The sequence below is a fragment of the Streptomyces sp. NPDC097619 genome (assembly GCF_040302735.1).
GTDB lineage: Bacteria > Actinomycetota > Actinomycetes > Streptomycetales > Streptomycetaceae > Streptomyces.
The window spans coordinates 1-20,290 of sequence record NZ_JBEOSD010000152.1; the positions used below are offsets into that span (position 1 = coordinate 1).

Sequence of the window (20,290 nt, forward strand, 5' to 3'; positions counted from 1 at the left end):
GGGCGACGCCCGGGACGGCCGCGACGGCGGCCGCCGCGGCGGTGCCGGCGAGGAATCCGCGGCGGCTCGGTCCTGCGGGTGCTGGCGCGTTCATCGGCGGTTCTCCTGCTTTCCATCGGGGACGGGTGCGGAGTGGTGCGGAGCGGGCCGGAATCCGGGCATGACGGAAATTCCCCGAACGGCTTTCCGGGAATGCCGGAAGGAAGGGGGCGGCGGGTCGCACAGACCATTCCCGCCGCCCTGCGGTGAGATTAGGGGACACCGAAAGGCGCGTTCAATGTACGCAGTGTGAAATGTGACGGCGCAGGCCGGGGCGGGCCGGTTCCGACGCGACGGGGACTCCCGTCGAGCCAGGGGGCATGACCGATCCCCCCACCCCGCCCCATCCTCTCTTTCCATAATCCGGAAATGACTTTCCGCATGATGGTAGCTATGCTCCAGCCTCCTGAAAGCCGTCCGCAGCGGGGGGAGCACTTCAATGAGCGGAACGAACGAACAGCGCGTGGCCCTGGTCACCGGATCGTCCTCGGGCATCGGCGCGGCCGTGGCCCGGAGGCTGGCCGCCGACGGACTGCGGGTGGCGGTCAACTCCGTCCGCAGCACCGAGGCCGGGCAGGCCCTGGCCGCCGAGCTGCCCGGGGCCGTCTACGTGCAGGGAGACGTGTCCGACGGCGCCGGGGCCGCCCGGGTGGTGGAGACCGTCGTGGCGCATTACGGGCGCCTGGACGTCCTGGTCAACAACGCGGGGACCACGGCGTTCATCCCCCTCGACGACCTCGAAGCGGCCGACGCCGAGGTCTGGCGGCGGATCCTCGACGTCAACGTGATCGGCGTGTGGCAGATGACCACGGCCGCGGCCCCGCATCTGCGGGCCTCCGGCGCCGGGGCCGTCGTGAACGTCTCCTCGGTCTCGGCCACCCGGGCCCTCGGCAGCTCCGTGCCCTACGCCGTCAGCAAGGCCGCGGTGAACCACCTGACCCGGCTCCTCGCCTCCCAGCTCGGCCCGACCGTACGGGTGAACGCCGTCGCCCCGGGGCTCATCGACACCCCCTGGTACGAAGGGGCGGAAGAGGTCTGGGAGAGCTCCAAGGAGTGGATCACCACCCACACGCCGCTGCGCCGCGTGGGCACCCCGGAGGACGTGGCCGAGGCGGTCCGGTACCTGCTCGACGCCGGCTACACCACCGGGGACGTCCTGACCGTGGACGGCGGCCGGCACCTCGTCTGAGCCGACCGGCCCGCCCGCGCGGGGCCCGAGCCGGGCGGGTCGGTCAACCGATCCGCCCGGCCCCGCGCATCCGGGCGAAGGCGTACACGCACCCGGCCAGCGCCAGGTCCGACAGCAGCATGAAGCCGATGGAGTAGGAATCCTGGGCGCTGTACACGGCGCCCATCACCAGGGGCGGCAGGAAGCCGCCGAGCCCGCCGACCGCGCCGACGATGCCCGTCACGCTGCCCACCTGGTCGGGTGGCGTGACCCGGGCGACGAGGGCGAACACGGCTCCGCTGGCGGTGCCGAGCCCGGCCGCCATCAGCAGCAGGCAGACGGTGGCCGTGGGCACCAGCCCGGGGTCGAAGGCCTGCACCACGGCCAGGACCGCGACCGCGCCCAGGGACACGGCCGTGACCACCGCCGGGTCGAGCCGGTCCGCGAGCCAACCGCCGATGGGGCGGAACACCACGGTGACCAGGGCGAAACCGGCGGCCCGGGTGCCCGCGTCGGTGGGGTCCAGGCCGTACCAGGTCTTGAGGTAGGTGGGCAGGTACACCCCGAAGGCGACGATCCCGCCGAAGCCGATGGCGTACAGGGCGGAGAGTTCCCAGGTCACCCGGAGCCGACCGGCGGCGGCCAGCCGGGTGGTGAGCGGGGTGGTGGGGACCGCCCGGCCCGGCCGGTCCCGGATGAGCAGGGCGGCGAGGACGGAGTACACGGCGAGCGCGGCGGCCAGGGCCAGGAAGGGCAGGTTCTCGCCACGCTCGTACAGGCGCGGGGTGAAGTAGCCCGACAGGGCGACGCCCCCCATGCCCATGCCGAAGATCCCGAGGGCGGCCCCGCGGTGGGAGGGCGGGAACCAGGAGTTCACCAGGGGCACGCCGATGGCGAAGGTGGTCCCGCCCAGGCCCAGCACGAAGCCCACCGCGAGCAGCGCCGGATAGGAGCCCTTGGTGGGCACAAGCAACAGCACGGGGACGATCGTCAGGGCGCTGACCAGGGGGAACAGCAGTCTGGCCCCGTACCGGTCGGTGAGCGCCCCCACCGGGACCCGGCCGAGGGAGCCGACCAGCACTGGGACGGCCACCAGCACCGACTGGGCGAAGGAGGTCATGTGCAGCCGCTCGTCGAGGCTGCCCGCGATCGGGGCCACGAGGTCCCAGGCCCAGAAGGTGAGGGTGAAGCCGATCGTGGCCACGGCCAGGTTCCGCCAGGCGGCGGCGGAGGGCCGCTCCCCCACCTCCGACGCCCCGCCGGCCGCCGGGGGCGGCCCGACGGGTCGTGCGGTCCCGTTGCTCCGACCGGCCATCGGCACGCTCCCTGTCCCGCCCCGCGGGGGTTCGGCGCGGCCCCTTCGGCGGGCCGCGCGCGAGGCGGCCGGAACCCGTCCGGCCGCACCCTGACGCCTCCCATCCTCGACGGCCCACCCGTCCGCCGCATCCGGGCGGACGACCGGAACCCACCGGCGGAGGCCGAGCCGAAGGGACGGCGGTCAGCACGGGAACGGGCCTTCCTGCCCCAGTCCAGGGGACCTTGGCCACCCAAGATGTAGTGGTACCGAATCCGATCCACCGCCATATGTAGTGTGTGCATGGCCGGTTCGGCCGGAGGTGCCCCTCGCCCCCGACCGTGACCCCGGAGAACCCGGTGCGAACCCGGGACTGCCCCGCAACGGTGAGCGCGCCCCCGCGCGCGAGTCCGACCTCCCCCGGCCCCGCACATCCGAGCCGAGCCCCGTGGGAGGGCTGCCGTGACCACCGTCGACGCCGTCGAGACCGTGACCGAGTACCTGGAACGCCAGGACTGGCGGGTCAACGCCAACGCCAACCAGGGGTACTCCCTCGGCGGGCTGATCCTGAACGCCGCGGGGAAGATCACCGCGAACTACTGGCTGGAGGCGGTCTACCCGCCCGAGGTCTCCCGCGCCCACCGCGAGGGCGACCTGCACCTGCACGACCTGGACGTGCTCGCGGGCTACTGCGCGGGCTGGTCCCTGCGCACCCTCCTCGCCGAGGGGTTCAACGGGGTGCCCGGACAGACCGGCTCGGCCCCGCCCCGCCACCTGTCCTCCGCCCTCGGGCAGATCGTGAACTTCCTGGGCACCCTGCAGAACGAATGGGCCGGGGCGCAGGCGTTCTCCTCCTTCGACACCTGCCTGGCACCGTTCGTGCGGGTCGACGGGCTGACGTACCCGCAGGTCCGGCAGTGCGTGCAGGAGATGGTGCACAACCTCAACGTGCCGTCCCGGTGGGGCACCCAGACCCCGTTCACCAACCTCACCTTCGACTGGACCTGCCCGGAGGACCTGCGCGCGGAGGTGCCCCTGATCGGCGGCGAACCCGCGGAGTTCACCTACGGCGAGCTCCAGGCCGAGATGGACCTCATCAACCGCGCCTACATCGAGGTCATGACCGAGGGGGACACCGCGGGCCGGGTGTTCACCTTCCCGATCCCCACCTACAACATCACCCCGGACTTCCACTGGGACGGCGGGAACGCCGAGCGGCTGTTCGCGATGACGGCCAAGTACGGGCTGCCGTACTTCCAGAACTTCGTCGGCGGGGACCTGGCCCCGCACATGGTGCGGTCCATGTGCTGCCGGCTCCAACTGGACCTGACCGAACTGCTCAAGCGGGGCAACGGGCTCTTCGGCAGCGCCGAGCAGACCGGTTCGCTGGGCGTGGTCACCCTCAACTGCGCGCGGCTCGGGCACCTGTACGCCGGGGACGAACCGGCGCTGATGGCCGCGGTGGACCGGCTGTGCGGGCTGGCCCGGGACAGTCTGGAACTCAAGCGGAGCACCGTGCAGGGGTTGATCGACGGCGGGCTGCTGCCCTACACCCGGCGCTACCTGGGCACCCTGCGCAACCACTTCTCCACCATCGGGGTCAACGGCGTCAACGAGCTCGTCCGCAACTTCACCGGAGGGGCCGAGGACATCACGGATCCCGCCGGGCAGGCCCTCGCCCTGCGCCTGCTGGACCGGATCAGGTCCCTGATGGTGCGGTTCCAGGAGGAGACCGGCCACCTGTACAACCTGGAGGCCACCCCGGCCGAGGGCACCACCTACCGGTTCGCGCGGGAGGACCGGCGCCGGTTCCCCGGCATCCTCCAGGCCGGCACGGAGGCCGAGCCGTACTACACCAACTCCTCGCAGCTGCCCGTCGGCTTCACCGACGACCCCTTCGAGGCGCTGGAGCGGCAGGACCCGCTCCAGACCCGCTACACCGGGGGCACCGTCCTGCACCTGTACACCGCCGAACGGATCCCGACCGCGGAGGCCTGCCGGGCCCTGGTGCGGCGGGCCCTGGAGAACTTCCGGCTGCCGTACCTGACCGTGACCCCGTCCTTCTCGGTGTGCGCCGACCACGGCTACCTGGACGGGGAGCAGGAGCGGTGCCCCCGGTGCGGGGCCGCCTGCGAGGTGTGGACCCGGGTGATGGGCTACCACCGTCCGGTGGCCTCCTTCAACACCGGAAAGCGCGGGGAACACGCCGAGCGGGTGCCGTTCCGGGCGGGGGTCGACGCGTGATCCGGATCGGCGGCTGGTCGCGGCTGTCCACCTGCGACTGGCCGGGGAAGCTGGTCGCCACGGTGTTCTGCCAGGGCTGCCCGTGGCGGTGCGGCTACTGCCACAACCCGGAGCTGCTGCCGGTCCGCACCCCGGCCGCGGTGTCCTGGGCGCAGGTCGAGGCGCACCTGGGGCGCCGTACGGGGCTGCTGGACGGGGTGGTGTTCTCCGGCGGGGAGCCGCTGCTCCAGCGGGGGCTGCCGGAGGCGGCCCGCCGCGTGCGGGCGCTGGGGCTGGGGGTGGGGCTGCACACGGGCGGCGCCTTCCCCCGGCGGCTGGCGCGGCTGCTGGAGGCGGGGGCGTTGGACTGGGTGGGCTTCGACGTGAAGGCGCCGCCGAGCCGGTACGAACGGGTGACCGGGCTGGGGCACGCGGCGCTGTCGGCCCGGCGGAGCCTGGAACTGCTGCTGGCCTCCGGGGTGCCGTACCAGCTGCGGACCACGGTCGATCCGGAGCTGCTGGACGGGCCGGACCTGGCGGCGCTGGACTCCTGGTTGGCCGGGTACGGGGCTCCGCCCACGCACCGTCAGGCGGTCCGGCGGCCCGCGGAGCCGCGCGCCGGAGCGGCCTGAGCGCGACGGGCGCCCGGGTGCGGGGGCGTCCGGGCGCCGGTCGGGTGGGCCACCCGGGCGAGGACGGTGGGGGGCCGTCTCCCCGGCAGGCTCCCGGTCGGGCCATGATGGGCCTTTCTGTGACGGGAGTTGAGCGATGGCCGACCATGACCTGACCGGATTCGAGCGTACGACCTTCACGCACGCGGGGGTCACCCACCGGGTGCTCCGCCGGGGCACCGGGCCCGCGGTAATCGTGATCGCGGAGATCCCGGGGGTCACGCCCAAGGTGCTGCGGTTCGCCGAGCGGGTGGCGGAGCTCGGCTGCACGGCGGTGCTGCCCGTGCTGTTCGGGACCCCGGGCCGGGACCCGCACCCCGACGCGCACGGCCGTGCGGCGAGCGCCGCCTACCTGGTCCGTTCGGTGGTCCGGGTGTGCGTGTCCCGCGAGTTCACCGCCTTCGCCACGGGGCGGAGCTCCCCGGTGACGGGCTGGCTGCGCGCGCTGGCGGCCCGGGAGCACGAGCGGTGCGGAGGGCCCGGGGTCGGCGCGGTGGGCATGTGTTTCACCGGCGGGTTCGCCCTGGCCATGGCCGTGGACGACCGGATGCTGGCCCCGGTGCTGTCGCAGCCCTCGCTCCCCCTGCCGGTGGGCGCCCGCCGGTCCGGGACGATCGACGTCTCCGCCGAGGAGCTGGCCGTGGTCCGGGGGCGCTGCGAGCGGGAGGGGCTCCAGGTGTTGGGGCTGCGCTTCCGCGGGGACCGGTACGTCCCGGGCGATCGTTTCCGTTTCCTGGAAAGGGAGTTGGGCGACGCCTTCGTGGCGGTGGAACTCGATCCGGCGGACGCCGATCCGGAAGCCTTCCTGCCGCCGCATTCGGTGCTCACCGAGCATCTGGTGGACGCGCCGGGGCAGCCGACGCGGGAGGCGTTGGACCAGGTCCTGGAGCTGTTCCGCACCCGCCTGCTGACGGGCTGACGGACCGACGGATCCGGAGCCCGCGCCGCCGGCGGCCCGCGCGGCCGGCCGACCCTTCACCGGGCCCGACGAAGGGTCGGGCGGGCGCACCCGGACCTTGATCGTTCACCGGACCGCCCGAAGAAGTTTGCTACCGACCAGTAGACACAGCGGGGGAACGCTGCGGATTCTGGGCGTGCACATGCCACCCCCCTGATGTGAGGAGCACCCCCACATGCGCCGCACCCGTCTCCGCGCCCGCACGCTCACCGGCGGCACGGTCCTCGCCGCCGCCCTCCTGATCGGTCCCGCCCTGCCCGCCCACGCCGCACCGGCCGCCCCGACCGCCGCCGGCGCCGTCGCGGGCCTGTCGGCCCCGGGCGGGAACGCCGCCCTGCTCGGCATCGACTACGCCGCCTGGAAGCGCGACGTGGCCGCCGTGATGGCACCGGCCCGGCCCTACCTGGAGCAGCGGCTCGCGCAGTCCCCCGCCGGGGAGAAGCCCGCGATCGTCCTCGACATCGACAACTCCTCCCTGGAGACGGACTTCCACTGGTTCTGGACCTTCCCGACCCCGGCCATCTCCGAGGTGCTCTCCCTCACCCGCTACGCCCAGAGCCGCGGGGTCGCGGTCTTCTTCGTCACCGCCCGCCCCGGCATCATCCACTCGCTGACCGAGCACAACCTGAAGGCGGTGGGCTACCCGGTCTCCGGGCTGTACGTACGGGACCTGCCCGACCTCTTCCAGGAGGTCAGCGCCTACAAGACCGCCAAGCGCGCGGAGATCGAGGCCCGCGGCTACACGATCGTCGCGAACATCGGCAACAAGCAGAGCGACCTGGTGGGCGGCCACGCGGAGCGCACCTTCAAGTTGCCGGACTACGACGGCAAGCTCTCCTGACCCGCCCCGGGTCCGACCGGGCGGCGCCGCGCCGCCGCCCGGCGGTCCCACTCCTCCGCCAGCAGGGCGTAGGAGCGCACCCGGTCGGCGTGCCGGTGGGTGATGGTGGTGATCAGGAGCTCGTCCGCGCCGGTGGCCTCCGCCAGTCGCTCCAACTGTCCGGCCACCGTGTCGGGGGTGCCGACGAAGCGGGTGTCCACCCGGTCGGCGACCACGGCGCGTTCGCGGTCCGTCCAGTCCGCCTCCAGCGCCGCGGCCTCCTCGGGGGCGGGGTAGGGCCGGGCGCCCTCGCCGGTGCGGATGCCGTGCACCCAGGGGGCGTAGCCCGCGGCCAGCCGGCGGGCCCGGTCCTCGTCCTCGGCGACCACCACGTCGGCGGAGACCGTCAGGTAGGGCCGGTCCAGGGTGGCGGAGGGCCGGAACGCGGCCCGGTAGCCGGCGGCCGCCTCCAGCACGCCGGCCGGCGACACGTGGTAGTTCGCGGCGAAGGGCAGCCCGTGGCGGCCGGCCACCTCGGCGCTCGTGCCGCCGCTGCTGCCGAGGATCCACACCTGGACCCGGGCTCCGGTGCCGGGCACCGGCCGGGCGGTCACCCCCTCGTCGGAGCGGAGGCCGTCGCCGAGCAGGTCCAGGATCTCCGCGACCTGCTCGGCGTAGTCGCGGGAGCGGGCGCCGGGCAGGTGCAGCAGGCGTTGCTGGAGGACGCTTCGGGGGTGGGACGCCAGGTGGGCGTACGAGAACGCGGGCGGGATGAGCAGGCCGTTCGGGGCCCGGTGCCCGGAGGGCCGGGCGGGGGGAGCCGGGCGGCCCCCGGCTCCGCCCGTCCCGGGGCCGTCCGCGTCGCCGGCCGGGGCCCCCGCGGGCGGACGGCCGCCCGAGCGGCCCAGTCCGAGATCGAGGCGGCCCGGGTGCAGGGCGTCGATCAGTCCGAACTCCTCCACGGTGGCCAGGGCCGTGCGGTGGCCGAGGAGGAGGGCGCCGGAGCCCAGCCGGATCCGGGAGGTGGCCGCGGCCGCCAGGGCGATGAGCACGGCGGGCGAGGTGCCCGCCACCCCCGGGTTGAGGTGGTGCTCGGCGAACCAGTGGCGGACGTAGCCCAGTTCCTCGGCGCGGCGGGCCAGGTCCAGGGAGTCGGCGAGCGCGTCGGCCGCCGTTCCGCCGGAGAGCACGGGCACCAGGTCGAGGACGCCGAGCGGGGGCGTCGCGGGCCGCTCCCCGGCGATCGGGCCCGGGCCGCCGGACGCGGGACGGGTGGCGGTGGTGACGGTCACGAGGCGGCTCCCCGGGCGGTGGTGTGGGGGGCCGGCAGGTCCAGCCCCAAGTGGTCGCGGAGGGTGGTGCCCGTGTACTCGGTGCGGAACGCGCCGCGTTCCTGGAGCAGCGGGACCACGGTGTCGGCGAAGGCGTCCAGTCCGCCGGGAACCAGGTGCGGGACGAGGACGAACCCGTCGGCGGCGTCGCGCCGCACCAGCGTGTCGATGCGTTCGGCCACGGTCGCGGGCGAGCCCACGAAGGTCTGCCGGGCCGTGGTGGCGATGACCAGTTCGCGGATGGACAGCCCCTTGGAGGCGGCCAGTTCGCGCCATTCCCGGGCCGTGGCCAGGGGGTCGCGGAACTGCCGGACACTGGCCCGTCCCAGGGCCACGGTGTTCTCGCCGGGCACCGGGTCCACCTCGGGGAGCGGGCCGTCCGGATCGTACCCGGACAGGTCGCGGTTCCAGACGTGCTCCAGGTAGGCGATCGCGGTCCGCCCGCTGACCTGGCTGCGCCGTACCTCGTGGGCGTGTTCGCGGGCCTCGGAGTCGGTGTCGCCGAGCACGAAGGTGGCCGCCGGCAGGATCTTCAGCTGGTCGGGGCGGCGGCCGTGGCGGGCGAGGCGGCCCTTGACGTCGGCGTAGAACGCCCGGCCCGCCTCCTCGTCGGCGTGCCGGCTGAAGATGGCGTCGGCCCGGGCGGCCGCGAACTCCCGGCCCTCCTCGGAGTCTCCGGCCTGGAGGATCACCGGCCGCCCCTGGGGGCTGCGGGGCAGTCCGAACCGGCCCTCGATGTCGAAGTGGCGGCCGTGGTGGTCGAAGGCGCCGCGGTCCCCCGCCGCCGGGGCGAACAGACCGTTCTCCGGGTCGGCGGGGAGCGGGCCCGGGTCCCAGGAGTCGAAGAGGAGGCCGGCCGTGTCGAGGAACTCCCTGGCCCGGGTGTAGCGGTCCTCCCGGGCCAGGAAGCCGCCGCGGCGGAAGTTCTCCCCGGTGAAGGCGTCCCAGGAGGTGACCACGTTCCAGCCTGCCCGACCGTCGGAAAGGTGGTCGAGGGTGGCGAACTGCCGGGCCACCTCATAGGGCTCGTTGAAGGTGGAGCTGATGGTGCCCGCCAGCCCCAGCCGGTCGGTGACGGCGGCCAGGGCGGCCAGCACGGTGAAGGTGTCCGGGCGGCCCACCACGTCCAGGTCGTGGATCCGGCCGCCCTGTTCGCGCAGCCTCAGCCCTTCGGCGAGGAACAGGAAGTCGAACTTGGCGCGTTCGGCGGTGCGCGCGAAGTGGACGAAGGAGTCGAAGGCGATCTGGCTGCCGGCGGCCGGATCGCTCCACACGGTGGTGTTGTTGACCCCGGGGAAGTGCGCGGCCAGGTGGACCTGCTTGCGGCGCGGGGCGGCGGAGGCGGAGGCGGACGGGCGGCTCATGCGGTGCGGATCCCTTCGGTGCGGACGGCGGCGACGGCGGCCGGTGCCGTGGCCCTCGCGACGGTCCGGTCCGTCGCGTAGCGGTTCTCCGCCCGGGGCAGGCCCAGGAGTCCGCGCAGGGTGTCGGCCCCGTACTCCCTGCGGAACCGGCCCTCGGCGCGCAGCAGCGGGACCAGGCCGCGGGTGAGCGCGGGCAGGTCGTGGGCGTGGACGCCGGGCCGGAGCCGGAAGCCGCTGATGCCGGCGTCGTGCCAGGCCACGAGGAGGGCGGCGAGCTCTTCGGGGGTGCCGGTGAAGACGGCGGCGGGGCCGGGCACGGTGGCGCCGGCGAGGGCGTCGAGGCGGTGCAGCCGGTCGGCGGCGGCGGCCCGGGTGGTGTCGAGGAAGACGGCGAGGTCGGCGAAGAGGTGGGCGGGTGGTGCGGGGCGGGCGCCGAGGGCGGCGGCCTGGTCGCGGGCCTCGTCGGTGTCGGCGGGGGTCAGGTGCACCAGGTCGGCGGTGTCCCCGGCGAGGGTCCCGGCGGCGGCTCCCACAGGTGGCCGCCCCTGCGGGGGGCGCGGGGTGATGGAGGGGCCGCGGACGCTGAACCAGCGGCCCCGGAAGTCCACCGGGTGCAGGCGTTCCACGTCGACGAAGCGGCCGGTGGCGGTGTCGCGGATCTCGGCGTCGTCCTCCCAGCTGTCCCACAGCCGGCGGACGACCTCCACGTGGTCGGCGGCCTCCCGGGCCAGGTCCTGCTCCGGTACGGGGAAGGCCCGGCGGCCGAAGTGGCGGGCGACCGCCGGGTCCGGCTCGGTGCGCACGTGCAGACCGGCCCGACCGCCGCTGACGAAGTCCAGCGTGGCCACCGCCTTGGAGACGTGGAAGGGCTCGGTGTGGGTGGCGGTGACCGTCGGCACCAGACCGATGCCCCGGGTGAGGGGCGCGATCCGCGCGGCCGTCAGGACGGCGTCCAGGCGGCCGGGGATCCGGCCGGGGTGCGGGTCGGCGGCGAAGGAGTCCGCGAAGGAGACGAAGTCCAGCAGGCCGCGTTCGGCCTCGGCGACCAGCCCGGCCCAGTGGCGGGCCGTGTACAGCTCCGCCGGCCGGGCACCCGGCTCCCGCCAGGCCGCCGGGTGCCACCCGGCGCCGTCCAGTTCCACGGCCAGATGGATCGGTGCCATGTCCCCTCACCTCGCTGCGTGCCGGTTCGTTCCGTCCGCCGAGAACGCTACGAGGCTCCTGATGCGCCCTCAATGTCTCGTTCGTGAAAGGATTCCTACGGCCGTGTTACACCGTTGCGGGAGCGTGACGGCGCCTCGGGGAGGGCCCTCAGGAGGGGTCGGGGAGGGCCGGGCCGGGGGTCCGTACGGCCATGAAGACGGGCCGGGCCCGGAGTGCGAAGCCCAGCTCCTCGTAGAGGCGGACGGCGCCGGTGTTCTCGGCGGCCGCGTGCAGGAAGGGCACCTCGCCGCGCTCCCGGGCCACGGCGGCCACGGCCCGGACCAGCCGGCGGGCCAGGCCGCGCCCCCGGTGGTCGGGGTGGGTGCAGACGGCGCTGATCTCGGTCCAGCCGGGCGGCCGCATGCGCCCGCCGGCCAAGGCGACGAGCCGGCCCCCGGACCGGATCCCGAGGTAGCCGCCGAGTTCCACCGTGCGGTCCCGGAAGGGACCGGGGCGGGTCAGCTCGACCAGTCGCATGATCTCGGGGACGTCGGCCGGGCCGAGCGGGACGGCCTCCGGGTCGGGCGCGGCCCGGACGGCCTCGCCGGTGAGCTGCACCCCCTCCACGGACCCCAGGAGCTCCCAGTCCGGCGGGGGCACGGGCCGCCCGGTCAGGGTGACCCGGGCGCCGGGGCCGGCCAGGGCGGCGAGGTCGGCCCAGCTCCGGGGGTCCTCGGGGTCGGCGAGGGCCGCGAAGGGGGCGGTGTCCCGGGGGTAGCGGGCCGCGCGGCCGTACCGCTCGGCGAGCGGGGCGTGCGGTCCGGTCAGGGCGGCCCAGGCCGGGTTGTCCAGGACGGCGGCTGCCGGGGTCTCGGCGGGTGCGGGGGCCGTGCTGCGGGGGCGGGGGGTCACGGGCGGGTTCCTTCCACGGGCGGTTCGGGCCGGGCCGGGCGGGCCCGGGGTGCGGACCCGGACCGGCGGCGGGAGGGCCAGCCTCCCCCGCGCTCGCGACGGGGACCACGCGGGCCCAGCGTGATTTCACGGATCCGACATCGGCGGCGGTCCGGCCGGGCGGGTTCGCACGGCACCGCGTGTCACGTGTCATCGCTTGCGACTCCCGGCCGCGCGCCACCCCGGGGCCCCGCCGGAGGAGGGCCGTTCCAAGGGGTGGACGGTGGACGTCGGCCTTCTTGACGGCCTCCCGCGGCGGGTCGAGACTGGGCGCCGTGGAGATGACCCGGGCGGTGCGCGTCGGGGCGCGGCCGGTGCCGCGCCGCTGGTGGCTGACCCGTCGGCTCCACATCGACCTGCTGCGCGTGTGCAGCGCGTTCGGCCGCTCGGCCTGAGCCCCGGCCCTCCTCTTCGGACCCGTCCCGGTCCGCCCGGCCCGGTGCCGCACCGTGCCCTCCGCCCGCCGTTCCCCGCCCCGCTCCCCCGTTCCGGTACTTCGCGCCACGTGTGCGACGGCCCCTGGACCGGGGCGCTCGGGCGTGGGGCGCGAGGGCGCGGGGGTGGGGCGGCTCCCGGTGCGCGGGGAGCGCGGGAGGGAGCCGGGAGGTTCCGAAGCCCGTCCGACCCGTCCGTCCGCCCCGCATCCAGGAGAGTTCGCACGCCATGTCACAGGTCACCGTGTACCGCCCGCTGTTCCCCTCCCGTGCCGCCGCCGTGCTGCGCGGCCGGATCGGGGCCGGGTTCTTCCCCGCCCCGCTGCGCTACCGGCTCTACCTCTCGGAGGGCTGTCCGCTCTCGGACCGGCTGCTGGCCGCGCACACCCGGCTGGGTCTGGCCGATCGGGTACCGGTCACGCTGCTCCCGGCGGACCCGGAGCGGTCCCCCCTGGCGTACGAGGCACTGCGCCGGGCCTACGAGGCCACCGGCCACCACTACGCGGGGGAACTGACCGTGCCCGCCCTGGCCGACGTGTGGACGGGCCGGATCGTCAGCAACCACGCCCCGGAGATCCTCTCCGACCTCACGGGCGCCCTGACCCGCTGAGAGGCCGGGGCGGGCGACCCGGCGGCGGCGCGGCGGGCTCAGCGGGCGAGGGCGCGCTCCAACTCCGCCTTGTCCATGCGAGAGCGGCCCTCGATGCCGCGCCGCCGGGCCTCTTCGTAGAGCTGGGCCTTGGTCCGGCCCGCCGCCCCGCTGTGGGAACGGAGCCCGCCGCGCCGCCCGGAGGAGATGTCCTCCAGGGAGCTGCGGCTCGCGGTCCGGGACTCCCCCGCCCGGGCCCGCTCCTTGTTCACGGTGCGCGCGGCGATCTCCTCGGCCGTGTCCTCCGACTCGCCGCGCGCCAGGACCGACTCCTTGATGTGCTCGTACTGGCGTTCCCGCTTGGGGGACGATCCGCGGGGCATCGCGGGCTCCCTCCTCGGGGCGGATGCCCCGGTCGACGGCCCCGGCCGGACGCCCGGACCTCGTGACGGGGCGCCTGCCCCGTCCGGCCGGTCCGACACCCGGGGCCGGTGCGGGCCCGGGCGTGCGGCGCGCTCAGGCGGCCGGGCGGGGCGGGTCCACCTCCAGCCAGACGGTCTTGCCGACGGGGGCGGGCGCCCAGCCCCAGGAGCGGGCCAGTCGGCCCAGGACCACGAGGCCGTGGCCACCGGGCTGGGCGGCGTCCTGGCCCCGGCGCATCCGGGGGGCCGTGGTGCTGTGGTCGGTGACCTCGACGCGGAGCCCGGTGGGGCCGTGCCGGAGCACCAGTTCGGTGGGGCCGCCGGCGTGCAGGCAGGCGTTGGTGACGACCTCGGAGACCAGCAGCAGCACGTCCTCCACGACGGCGAGCCGTTCCTCGGCCGCCTCGGGGTCCTCCGGGGCGGCGCCGGCGGGCCGGATCCACTCCCAGTCGGCGAGGGCCTCGCGGGTGAAGTCGCGGCAGCGTCCGACGGCGCCCGCGGGGCCGCGCAGCAGCAGCCGGCGGGTCTGGCCCGGGGCGGCCACGGGTGCCGCCGCCGGTACGGGCGCCGCGGGGGTGCCGGTCGCGGCGGCCGGGCCCGCGCCCGCCGGGCTGCCCGGATCGCCGGTCAGGCCGGCTCCGGCGGTCACGGCCGGTCCTCCGCCGGCGGGGTCGCCAGGGCCTCCGCGAGGTCCCGGTGCACGGGGAAGATCCCGTCGGCGCCGGTGATGCGGAAGAGTCGGGCGACGGTCCGGTTCAGGGCGGCCAGTTCCACGTCCCCGCCCCCCTCCCGGGCCGCGAGGCGGGCCCGGAGCAGGGTGTTCAGGCCGGTGGAGTCGCAGAACTCCAGGCCCGTGCAGTCGATGACGAGCCTGGTCGGCCCCTCCCCGGCGAGGGCCTCCTCCAGGGCGGCGCGCAGCGGTCCGGCCGTGTCGTGGTCGAGTTCCCCCGCCACCCTCAGCACCACCGCTCCGTCCGCCGGGAGCACCTCCACCGTGAACCGATCCTGCACCGGTCGTCCCTCCTCGTACCGTTCCGTCCGCGTCACCGCCCGTCGGGCCGTGCCGCTGTTCCCGTACAGGGTCACACGGCCCGGGGGCCCGCGCGGTCCGACCGTACGCGGCACCTACCCCTGCCGTCCCCCGGCATGCCCGGTCCCGTCGCCGGGAGCGCCGTCGGTTCCCCGCGCGGCGCGGGGCGCGCCCCCACGGGTGCGGGGGCGCGCCGGGTGGGTCAGGGGTTCATCTCGTAGGCGCCGGACAGGGCCTCCACGCGGTTCCAGACCCGGGCGGAGCGGTCCTCGTCGACGACCGGGCGACGGACGGCGGCCAGGGCCCACTCCTGCTGGGCGGGGGTGGCGGAGTCCTTGCCGTGGAGTTCCACCGCGTGCCCGGAGAAGTCGCGGACGAGCACCGAGAACAGTTCGTCGAGGACGGACTCGTCCAGGCCGGTGAGGCGGGCCTGCTCCAGGATCAGCTGTCCGTGCACGACCAGGGCGAACAGTTGGCCGACGGAGAGCAGGAAGTCGAGGTCCCGGGACTGGGCCTCGTCGGGGGCGTGCGTGGCGACGAAGGCGGCGAGGGCGTCGGCCTGCTCTCGGAAGCGGGCCACGTTGGGGACGGTCGCGTAGTGGTCGTAGGCGGGCCGCCAGTCGTGGAAGCGGACGGAGCCCAGGCCGCGGGCGGGGCCCTGCCGGAAGAGGAAGGTGTCGTCGGCGGCGTCGGTGCGGGTGGGCACCTCGGGGTGGGCGACGGGGTCCAGCAGGTGGTTGCGCATGAACTTGAGGATCAGCGCGAGGTTGACGTGGACGGTGCCCTCCAGCTTGGGCAGTCCGCGGATCTCGACGGCGGCCTGGGAGAAGTAGTTGTCCTTCTCGAAGCCCTTGGCGGCGATGACGTCCCACATGAGGTCGATGACCTTCTCGCCCTCGGTGGTCACCTTCATCTTCGTCATCGGGTTGAAGAGGAGGTAGCGGCGGTCCTCGGGGCCGGCGGAGCGGAAGTAGTCCACGGCGCGGTCGCTGAAGAGCTTCATGCCGACGAGGCGGACGTAGGCGTCGGCCAGTTCCCGGCGCACGTGCGGGAATGCGGTGACCGGGCGGCCGTAGAGGACGCGGGTGTGGGCGTGGGTGACGGCCTCGTACATCGCGTGCTCGCAGATGCCGATGGAGGCGGTGCACAGGTTGAACTTGCCGACGTTGACGGTGTTCAGGGCGGCGTCGAAGGCGGCGCGTCCGGTGTGCAGGACGTCCTCGGAGGCCACCGGGTAGTCCTCCAGGCGGAACTCGCTGACGAACTTGGAGGAGTCGACGACGTTCTTCACCAGGTGGTAGGCCGGGTGGCGGCTGTCGGCGGCGAAGAAGACGTAGCCCTCGGGGCCCTCGACGTCGGTGCGGCGGCCGAACACGGAGACCAGTCCGGCGGCGTTGCCGTTGCCGATGTAGTACTTGGAGCCGGTGGCGCGGAAGCCGCCGTCGGTGGTGGGCTCCAGCAGCATGTCCGTGGAGTAGATGTCGGCGCCGTGGGTCTTCTCGGAGAGGCCGAAGGCGAACACCTCGCCCTGCTCCAGGAGTTCCGCGGCGCGGGCGCGGGCGGCGGCGTTCCCGCTCTGCCAGACCGGGCCGAGCCCGAGGATGGTGACCTGCCAGGCGTACCAGTAGTCCAGGCCGTAGAAGCCGAGGATCTCGTTGAGGGCGGCGACGCGGGCGGTGTCCCAGCGGCGGTCCGGACGGTCGCCCGCTTCGGCGGCGGGGGTGAGGAAGGTCGCGAAGAGGTTCTCCTTCGCCGCGAAGGCGAGGAAGTCGGCGAGCCAGGCGCGGTCGCGGTAGTCCTCGATGAGCTTGCGCTTGCCGCGGGTCTCGAACCAGTCGACGGTGGCGCGCAGCAGACGGCGGGTCTCCGGGTCGAAGTGCGCGGGGTCGTAGGTGTGCGGGTGGAACAGCAGGGCGTCGGCCATGAGGGGTCCGTTCGCTTTCGGGGTCGGGGCCGGGCGGGAGCCGGCGGGGGCCGGCGGTGCGGGACGGGCCTCAGGGGGCGGGGGTCCCGGCGAGCCGGCGGAGGGTGGCGAGGACGTCGTCGAGCCAGGCGATCGTCATGCGTTCGAAGGCGATGCCGCCGCGGAGCACCACGTGTTGGAGTTCCTGTCCGGCGTCGAGCGGGCCGGGGGCCTCCGGGCCGGTGAAGTCGCGGAGTTCACCGGTCAGGTAGCGGGCGAGGCGGTCGCTGTGGGCCCGGTGGTGCCGCTCGACCTCGCCGATGAGTCCGGCGGGGTCGTCGAAGGCGGCGCCGCGGATCTTGACGGCGAGGTCGTGGCGGAGGCTCTCGGGCTCCACCGGTTCCCGCAGCCAGCCGGCCAGGGCCTCGCGTCCCGGGGCGGCGACGGAGTACTCCTTCTTGTCCGGTCGGCCCTGTTGGGGCACCACGCGGACGGAGAGCTTGCCCTCCGCCTCCATGCGGGCGAGGACCCGGTAGATCTGCTGGTGGGTGGCGGTCCAGAAGTACCCGATGGACCGCTCGAAGCGGCGGGACAGCTCGTAGCCGGAGCCGGGCCGTTCCAGCAGGGAGACGAGGATCGCGTGGTCGAGCGCCATGCTCCGCATCCTGCTATGCACCTCGTTGCATACACAAGATCGGCCGGGCCGGTGAGACGCGGCTCACGCGTGGGGGAAGGTTCATCCGCCGTTCGCACTAGGGTTCCCCTCGTGCGTGTACTGCTGGTGGAAGACGACGAGCCGGTCGCCGAATCGCTCCGGCGCGGCCTGCTGCGCTACGGGTTCGCGGTGGAGTGGGTGACCACGGGCGCGGCGGCCCTGGCCGCTCCGGGCCCGTACGACCTGGTGTTGCTGGACCTCGGGCTGCCCGATACCGACGGGCTCGACGTGTGCCGGGCGCTGCGACGGCGCGGGGACGTGCCGATCATCGTGATCAGCGCGCGCAGCGACGAGACCGACCGGGTGGTGGGTCTGGAGATCGGGGCGGACGACTACGTCTCGAAGCCGTTCGGGGTGCGCGAGGTGATCGCCCGGATCCGGGCCGTGCTGCGGCGGGCCAGGCCCGCGGCGGAGCCCGCCGGGCCGCAGCGGTACGGGACCCGGTTGAGCGTGGACCGCAAGGCGGGCCGGGTCCGTCTGGACGGGGCGGAGGTGCCGCTGACGCCGAAGGAGTTCGACCTGCTGGCCTTCCTGACCGAGGAGCCGGGGGCGCTGATGTCCCGGGAGCAGATCATGGAAGCCGTCTGGGACGCGAACTGGTTCGGCCCCACGAAGACCCTGGACGTGCACGTGGCCGGGCTGCGGCGGAAGTTGTCGGGCGCGGTGGTGATCGAGGCGGTGCGGGGCGTCGGCTTCCGGCTGGAGCTGGTGGAGGGGGCGCCGGAGCCCGCCGGTGGTCCGGGGTGATCCGGCGGCTGATCGTCAGCTACGTGCTGCTGGTGGCGGTGGCGCTGGCGGCCTTCACGGTGCCGGTGGCCTTCACCCTGACCGGGCAACTGCGCGGGGACACCGAGGAGTCGGTGCGGCGCGAGGCCACCACCATGGCGCTGCTGCTGGGCGACGGGGACGCGGCGGCCCGGCAGGCCCTGGCGCGGATGGCGGGGGCCTACGCGGGCGAGACCCCGGGCACGGTCGAGGCGGTGACGGCCGCCGGCGGCGCGGTGCCGCCGCTGCCCCGGCCGGAGCGGCCCGGGGACGCGGCCTTCCGGGCCGCCCTGGACCGGGGACGGACCACGGTGGACTGGGGCTCCCGCTGGGTGTGGGGGCCGGAGCTGGTGGTGACCACCCCGGCGCACGCCGCTCCGCAGGGGCGTCAGGGGGCGCCGGTGGCGGGGGCCGTGCGGATCCGCTACGGCACGGCGGGGTTGACCGACCGGCTGTGGCGGATCTGGGGGTTCCGCGCGGTGCTGGCGGTGGCGGTGCTGGCGATCGCGGCCGGGCTGGGGGCGATCGTGGCGCGGCTGCTGACCAAGCCGCTGCGGCAGCTCAACGACATGGCGAGCCGGTTCGGGGACGGGGACCTGACGGCCCGTTCCCCCGTGACGGGCCCCCAGGAGACCCGGACCCTGGCCCGGACCCTCAACCAGGGCGCGGAGCGGCTGGACACCCTGGTGGCCTCGCAGCGGATCTTCGTCGCGGACGCCTCGCACCAGCTGCGCACCCCGTTGACGGCGCTGCGGCTGTCCCTGGACAACATCGCGGACGGGGTGGACGACCCCTTCGTGCGGGAGGACGTGGACCAGGCCACCGCCGAGGTGGTGCGGATGAGCCGACTGGTCAGCGGGCTGCTGGTGCTGGCCCGGGCGGAGGCGAAGGTGTCCGCCCCGGAGCCGCTGCCGCTGCGGGAGCTGGTCGAGGAGCGGTTGGACGTGTGGCGGCCGGCCGCCGACGAGCGGTCGGTGGGCATCGTGCTCACCGGCGACGCCGACGGCCGGCAGCGGGTGCTGGCCGGGCCCGGCAACCTGGACCAGGTGCTCGACAACGTGCTGTCGAACGCCCTGGAGGTGTCCCCGGACGGCGGCACCATCACCGTGCGCCTGGAGGGGGGAGGCGCGGAGGGGACGGTGCTGGAGGTGGCCGACCAGGGGCCGGGCATGTCCGCGGCCGAACAGTCCCGCGCCTTCGACCGGTTCTGGCGCGGTCAGGGCCTGACCGGCCGTTCGGGATCGGGGCTGGGCCTGGCCATCGTCCGGCAGTTGGTGACGGACGACGGCGGCAGCGTGGCCCTGCGGGACGCTCCCGGGGGCGGGCTGTGCGTGCGGATCGGCCTGCGCTCCGCGGGCGAGGGCCCGCGGAGGGTCAGCCCTCGGCCGGGAGCACCGAGGAGTGGTGGTTGACGATGAGCCAGGAGTTGCCGCGCTTCTCGTAGGAGTAGCTGTAGCGGGCCTCCACCGGCTTCGTGATCCCCGTGCCGGGGTCGGTGAGGTGGAAGCGGTAGACCCCGGCGTCGATCGCGGAGTCCTCGTCCAGGACCGTGATCACGGACCGGATCTTCTCGCCGTGCGGCTTCTTCTGCAGGAAGTGCGCGAAGTAGTCGGTGATCTGGGCGCGGTCGGTGCGGATCCGCGGGGAGGCGGTGGGCAACAGGACCGCGTCCCGGGCGTAGCGGGCGGCGACCCGGTCCGGGTCGCCGCTGCGCAGGGCGGTGTTCCACTGGTCGAAGAGCGCGGCGATCTGTCGCTGGGTGGGGCGTTCCTCGTCGCGGTCGCCCGCCTGGGCGGTGCCGGCGGTGAGGGTGCCCGCCGTCGCGAGGACCGCGGCCGCGGCGGTGGCGACGAGGGCGGTGCGGGTCCGGGGTATCCGCTGCATGGTGCTCCTGTCCTGCGGTGAACGGTGCGCCGGGGGCGCGGTGTTCGGCTGTCCCCCACTCTGGCGGGGTCCGGGTTAGGGCCCGTACAGCGTGCGGCCAGGGGGCGGCCAAGGACGGGCAAGGACGGGGACGGACCGGATCGACGGACCCGGACCGAGGACGCCATGGTCATGCCATGATGATCGGGTGACCGCCTACGTGATCGCCGAATCCCCGTACCTGGACACTCCCGAGGTCCGCGCCTACCGCGAGTTGGCGCAGGCCTCCATCGCCCGCTACGGCGGCCGCTACCTGGCCCGGGGGGTGCTGCCCGAGGCCCTGGAGGGGGACTGGGCGGGGGACCACCGCATGGTGGTCATCGAGTTCGACAGCCTGGAGCGGGCGAAGAGCTGGTACGGCTCCCCCGAGTACGCGGCGGCCCGGGCCACGCGGTCGGACCTCGGCGGTCGCCGGATGCTCTTCCTCCCCGGCGCCTCCGCCCACTGACGGCGGACCGGGCCGCCCGCCGGGGCGGATCGCGGACGGGCGCGGGCCCGGGGGGGGGGGGCCCCCCCCCCCCCCCCCCGCCCCGGCCCGGGCGCCCGC

22 protein-coding genes are annotated in these 20,290 nt (G+C 74.9%); 10 read left to right on the top strand and 12 right to left on the bottom strand.

Translation table 11 applies throughout. From position 1 onward, the window contains the following. The coding region (locus tag ABTZ17_RS29890) for a twin-arginine translocation signal domain-containing protein (protein WP_352198905.1) at positions 1–94 on the bottom strand (94 nt) is incomplete at its 3' end. 384 nt (positions 95–478) lie between these two features. Here ABTZ17_RS29890 and ABTZ17_RS29895 point away from each other — a divergent pair. Beyond that, a complete protein-coding gene (locus ABTZ17_RS29895; RefSeq protein ID WP_352198885.1) occupies positions 479–1,228 on the top strand; it encodes an SDR family NAD(P)-dependent oxidoreductase in 750 nt (249 codons plus the stop codon). Between the two features lie 43 nt (positions 1,229–1,271). On the opposite strand, the gene ABTZ17_RS29900 is transcribed toward ABTZ17_RS29895, so the two are convergent. After that, positions 1,272–2,522 carry a nitrate/nitrite transporter gene (locus ABTZ17_RS29900; protein WP_352198886.1) on the bottom strand — a complete coding sequence of 417 codons (1,251 nt, stop codon included), beginning with the start codon at positions 2,520–2,522 and terminating at the stop codon, positions 1,272–1,274. 441 nt (positions 2,523–2,963) lie between these two features. Between ABTZ17_RS29900 and ABTZ17_RS29905 the strand changes: the two genes are divergently transcribed. The 4 genes from ABTZ17_RS29905 (at position 2,964) to ABTZ17_RS29920 (ending at position 7,194) form a co-directional block, all read left to right on the top strand. Then, positions 2,964–4,745 (top strand): ribonucleoside triphosphate reductase, encoded by a 1,782-nt coding sequence (locus ABTZ17_RS29905; RefSeq protein ID WP_352198887.1) that lies wholly within the window; start codon positions 2,964–2,966, stop codon positions 4,743–4,745. Further along, the gene (locus tag ABTZ17_RS29910; protein WP_352198888.1) at positions 4,742–5,356 is read left to right on the top strand and encodes an anaerobic ribonucleoside-triphosphate reductase activating protein; all 615 of its coding nucleotides are present in this window, start codon (positions 4,742–4,744) and stop codon (positions 5,354–5,356) included. Before ABTZ17_RS29905 ends, ABTZ17_RS29910 begins: the two co-directional genes overlap by 4 nt. 136 nt (positions 5,357–5,492) lie before the next feature. Beyond that, positions 5,493–6,314, top strand: coding sequence for a dienelactone hydrolase family protein (locus ABTZ17_RS29915; RefSeq protein WP_352198889.1), 822 nt, complete (start codon positions 5,493–5,495; stop codon positions 6,312–6,314). A 214-nt stretch (positions 6,315–6,528) separates the two neighbouring features. Beyond that, complete coding sequence (locus ABTZ17_RS29920) at positions 6,529–7,194, top strand: HAD family acid phosphatase (RefSeq protein WP_352198890.1); 666 nt, start codon at positions 6,529–6,531, stop codon at positions 7,192–7,194. Here the strand turns inward: ABTZ17_RS29920 and ABTZ17_RS29925 are convergent. The 4 genes from ABTZ17_RS29925 to ABTZ17_RS29940 form a co-directional block, all read right to left on the bottom strand. Then, the gene (locus ABTZ17_RS29925; protein WP_352198906.1) at positions 7,173–8,417 is read right to left on the bottom strand and encodes an LLM class flavin-dependent oxidoreductase; all 1,245 of its coding nucleotides are present in this window, start codon (positions 8,415–8,417) and stop codon (positions 7,173–7,175) included. The two genes, ABTZ17_RS29920 and ABTZ17_RS29925, sit on opposite strands and share 22 nt — an antisense overlap. A gap of 44 nt (positions 8,418–8,461) precedes the next feature. Further along, positions 8,462–9,868, bottom strand: coding sequence for an NtaA/DmoA family FMN-dependent monooxygenase (locus tag ABTZ17_RS29930; RefSeq protein ID WP_352198891.1), 1,407 nt, complete (start codon positions 9,866–9,868; stop codon positions 8,462–8,464). Further along, positions 9,865–11,031, bottom strand: coding sequence for an LLM class flavin-dependent oxidoreductase (locus ABTZ17_RS29935; RefSeq protein ID WP_352198892.1), 1,167 nt, complete (start codon positions 11,029–11,031; stop codon positions 9,865–9,867). Before ABTZ17_RS29935 ends, ABTZ17_RS29930 begins: the two co-directional genes overlap by 4 nt. Positions 11,032–11,179: 148 nt before the next feature. Further along, positions 11,180–11,923 carry a GNAT family N-acetyltransferase gene (locus ABTZ17_RS29940; RefSeq protein ID WP_352198893.1) on the bottom strand — a complete coding sequence of 248 codons (744 nt, stop codon included), beginning with the start codon at positions 11,921–11,923 and terminating at the stop codon, positions 11,180–11,182. A gap of 320 nt (positions 11,924–12,243) precedes the next feature. Here ABTZ17_RS29940 and ABTZ17_RS29945 point away from each other — a divergent pair, with 320 nt between their 5' ends. Together ABTZ17_RS29945 and ABTZ17_RS29950 are read left to right on the top strand one after the other, a co-directional pair. Further along, positions 12,244–12,357 carry a cell envelope biogenesis protein OmpA gene (locus ABTZ17_RS29945; RefSeq protein WP_502994903.1) on the top strand — a complete coding sequence of 38 codons (114 nt, stop codon included), beginning with the start codon at positions 12,244–12,246 and terminating at the stop codon, positions 12,355–12,357. A gap of 268 nt (positions 12,358–12,625) precedes the next feature. Continuing rightward, positions 12,626–13,006 carry a glutathione S-transferase family protein gene (locus ABTZ17_RS29950; RefSeq protein WP_352198895.1) on the top strand — a complete coding sequence of 127 codons (381 nt, stop codon included), beginning with the start codon at positions 12,626–12,628 and terminating at the stop codon, positions 13,004–13,006. A gap of 38 nt (positions 13,007–13,044) precedes the next feature. Here the strand turns inward: ABTZ17_RS29950 and ABTZ17_RS29955 are convergent, their stop codons facing one another. From ABTZ17_RS29955 to ABTZ17_RS29975, 5 genes are all read right to left on the bottom strand, one after another. Then, the gene (locus tag ABTZ17_RS29955; protein ID WP_352198896.1) at positions 13,045–13,368 is read right to left on the bottom strand and encodes a plasmid stabilization protein; all 324 of its coding nucleotides are present in this window, start codon (positions 13,366–13,368) and stop codon (positions 13,045–13,047) included. A gap of 133 nt (positions 13,369–13,501) precedes the next feature. Continuing rightward, entirely contained in the window at positions 13,502–14,056 is a 555-nt protein-coding gene (locus tag ABTZ17_RS29960; protein WP_352198897.1) for an ATP-binding protein, read from the bottom strand. Beyond that, entirely contained in the window at positions 14,053–14,418 is a 366-nt protein-coding gene (locus ABTZ17_RS29965; protein WP_352198898.1) for an STAS domain-containing protein, read from the bottom strand. Before ABTZ17_RS29965 ends, ABTZ17_RS29960 begins: the two co-directional genes overlap by 4 nt. Positions 14,419–14,639: 221 nt before the next feature. Further along, positions 14,640–16,361 carry an acyl-CoA dehydrogenase family protein gene (locus tag ABTZ17_RS29970; RefSeq protein WP_352198899.1) on the bottom strand — a complete coding sequence of 574 codons (1,722 nt, stop codon included), beginning with the start codon at positions 16,359–16,361 and terminating at the stop codon, positions 14,640–14,642. 70 nt (positions 16,362–16,431) lie between these two features. Beyond that, on the bottom strand, positions 16,432–16,995 hold the full coding sequence (locus ABTZ17_RS29975) for a PadR family transcriptional regulator (protein ID WP_352198900.1): 564 nt from the start codon (positions 16,993–16,995) through the stop codon (positions 16,432–16,434). Positions 16,996–17,106: 111 nt separating this feature from the next. Between ABTZ17_RS29975 and ABTZ17_RS29980 the strand changes: the two genes are divergently transcribed. Then, a complete protein-coding gene (locus ABTZ17_RS29980; protein ID WP_352198901.1) occupies positions 17,107–17,802 on the top strand; it encodes a response regulator transcription factor in 696 nt (231 codons plus the stop codon). Continuing rightward, positions 17,799–19,232: a sensor histidine kinase gene (locus tag ABTZ17_RS29985; protein WP_352198902.1), complete on the top strand. Its 1,434-nt coding sequence runs from the start codon at positions 17,799–17,801 to the stop codon at positions 19,230–19,232. The genes ABTZ17_RS29980 and ABTZ17_RS29985 overlap by 4 nt, the downstream gene beginning before the upstream one ends. Here the strand turns inward: ABTZ17_RS29985 and ABTZ17_RS29990 are convergent. Next, positions 19,195–19,704 carry an SgcJ/EcaC family oxidoreductase gene (locus ABTZ17_RS29990; RefSeq protein WP_352198903.1) on the bottom strand — a complete coding sequence of 170 codons (510 nt, stop codon included), beginning with the start codon at positions 19,702–19,704 and terminating at the stop codon, positions 19,195–19,197. The genes ABTZ17_RS29985 and ABTZ17_RS29990 overlap by 38 nt on opposite strands. Before the next feature lie 187 nt (positions 19,705–19,891). Here ABTZ17_RS29990 and ABTZ17_RS29995 point away from each other — a divergent pair, with 187 nt between their 5' ends. Then, positions 19,892–20,191, top strand: a complete 300-nt coding sequence (locus ABTZ17_RS29995) for a DUF1330 domain-containing protein (protein WP_352198904.1) — start codon at positions 19,892–19,894, stop codon at positions 20,189–20,191. Positions 20,192–20,290 lie beyond the last annotated feature (99 nt).

Coding starts and splice junctions, on each gene's coding strand:
- ABTZ17_RS29895 (WP_352198885.1), top strand. CDS start 479: ATGAGCGGAACGAACGAACAGCGCGTGGCCCTGGTCACCGGATCGTCC.
- ABTZ17_RS29900 (WP_352198886.1), bottom strand. CDS start 2,522: ATGGCCGGTCGGAGCAACGGGACCGCACGACCCGTCGGGCCGCCCCCG.
- ABTZ17_RS29915 (WP_352198889.1), top strand. CDS start 5,493: ATGGCCGACCATGACCTGACCGGATTCGAGCGTACGACCTTCACGCAC.
- ABTZ17_RS29920 (WP_352198890.1), top strand. CDS start 6,529: ATGCGCCGCACCCGTCTCCGCGCCCGCACGCTCACCGGCGGCACGGTC.
- ABTZ17_RS29930 (WP_352198891.1), bottom strand. CDS start 9,868: ATGAGCCGCCCGTCCGCCTCCGCCTCCGCCGCCCCGCGCCGCAAGCAG.
- ABTZ17_RS29935 (WP_352198892.1), bottom strand. CDS start 11,031: ATGGCACCGATCCATCTGGCCGTGGAACTGGACGGCGCCGGGTGGCAC.
- ABTZ17_RS29945 (WP_502994903.1), top strand. CDS start 12,244: ATGACCCGGGCGGTGCGCGTCGGGGCGCGGCCGGTGCCGCGCCGCTGG.
- ABTZ17_RS29950 (WP_352198895.1), top strand. CDS start 12,626: ATGTCACAGGTCACCGTGTACCGCCCGCTGTTCCCCTCCCGTGCCGCC.
- ABTZ17_RS29955 (WP_352198896.1), bottom strand. CDS start 13,368: ATGCCCCGCGGATCGTCCCCCAAGCGGGAACGCCAGTACGAGCACATC.
- ABTZ17_RS29970 (WP_352198899.1), bottom strand. CDS start 16,361: ATGGCCGACGCCCTGCTGTTCCACCCGCACACCTACGACCCCGCGCAC.
- ABTZ17_RS29975 (WP_352198900.1), bottom strand. CDS start 16,995: ATGGCGCTCGACCACGCGATCCTCGTCTCCCTGCTGGAACGGCCCGGC.
- ABTZ17_RS29990 (WP_352198903.1), bottom strand. CDS start 19,704: ATGCAGCGGATACCCCGGACCCGCACCGCCCTCGTCGCCACCGCCGCG.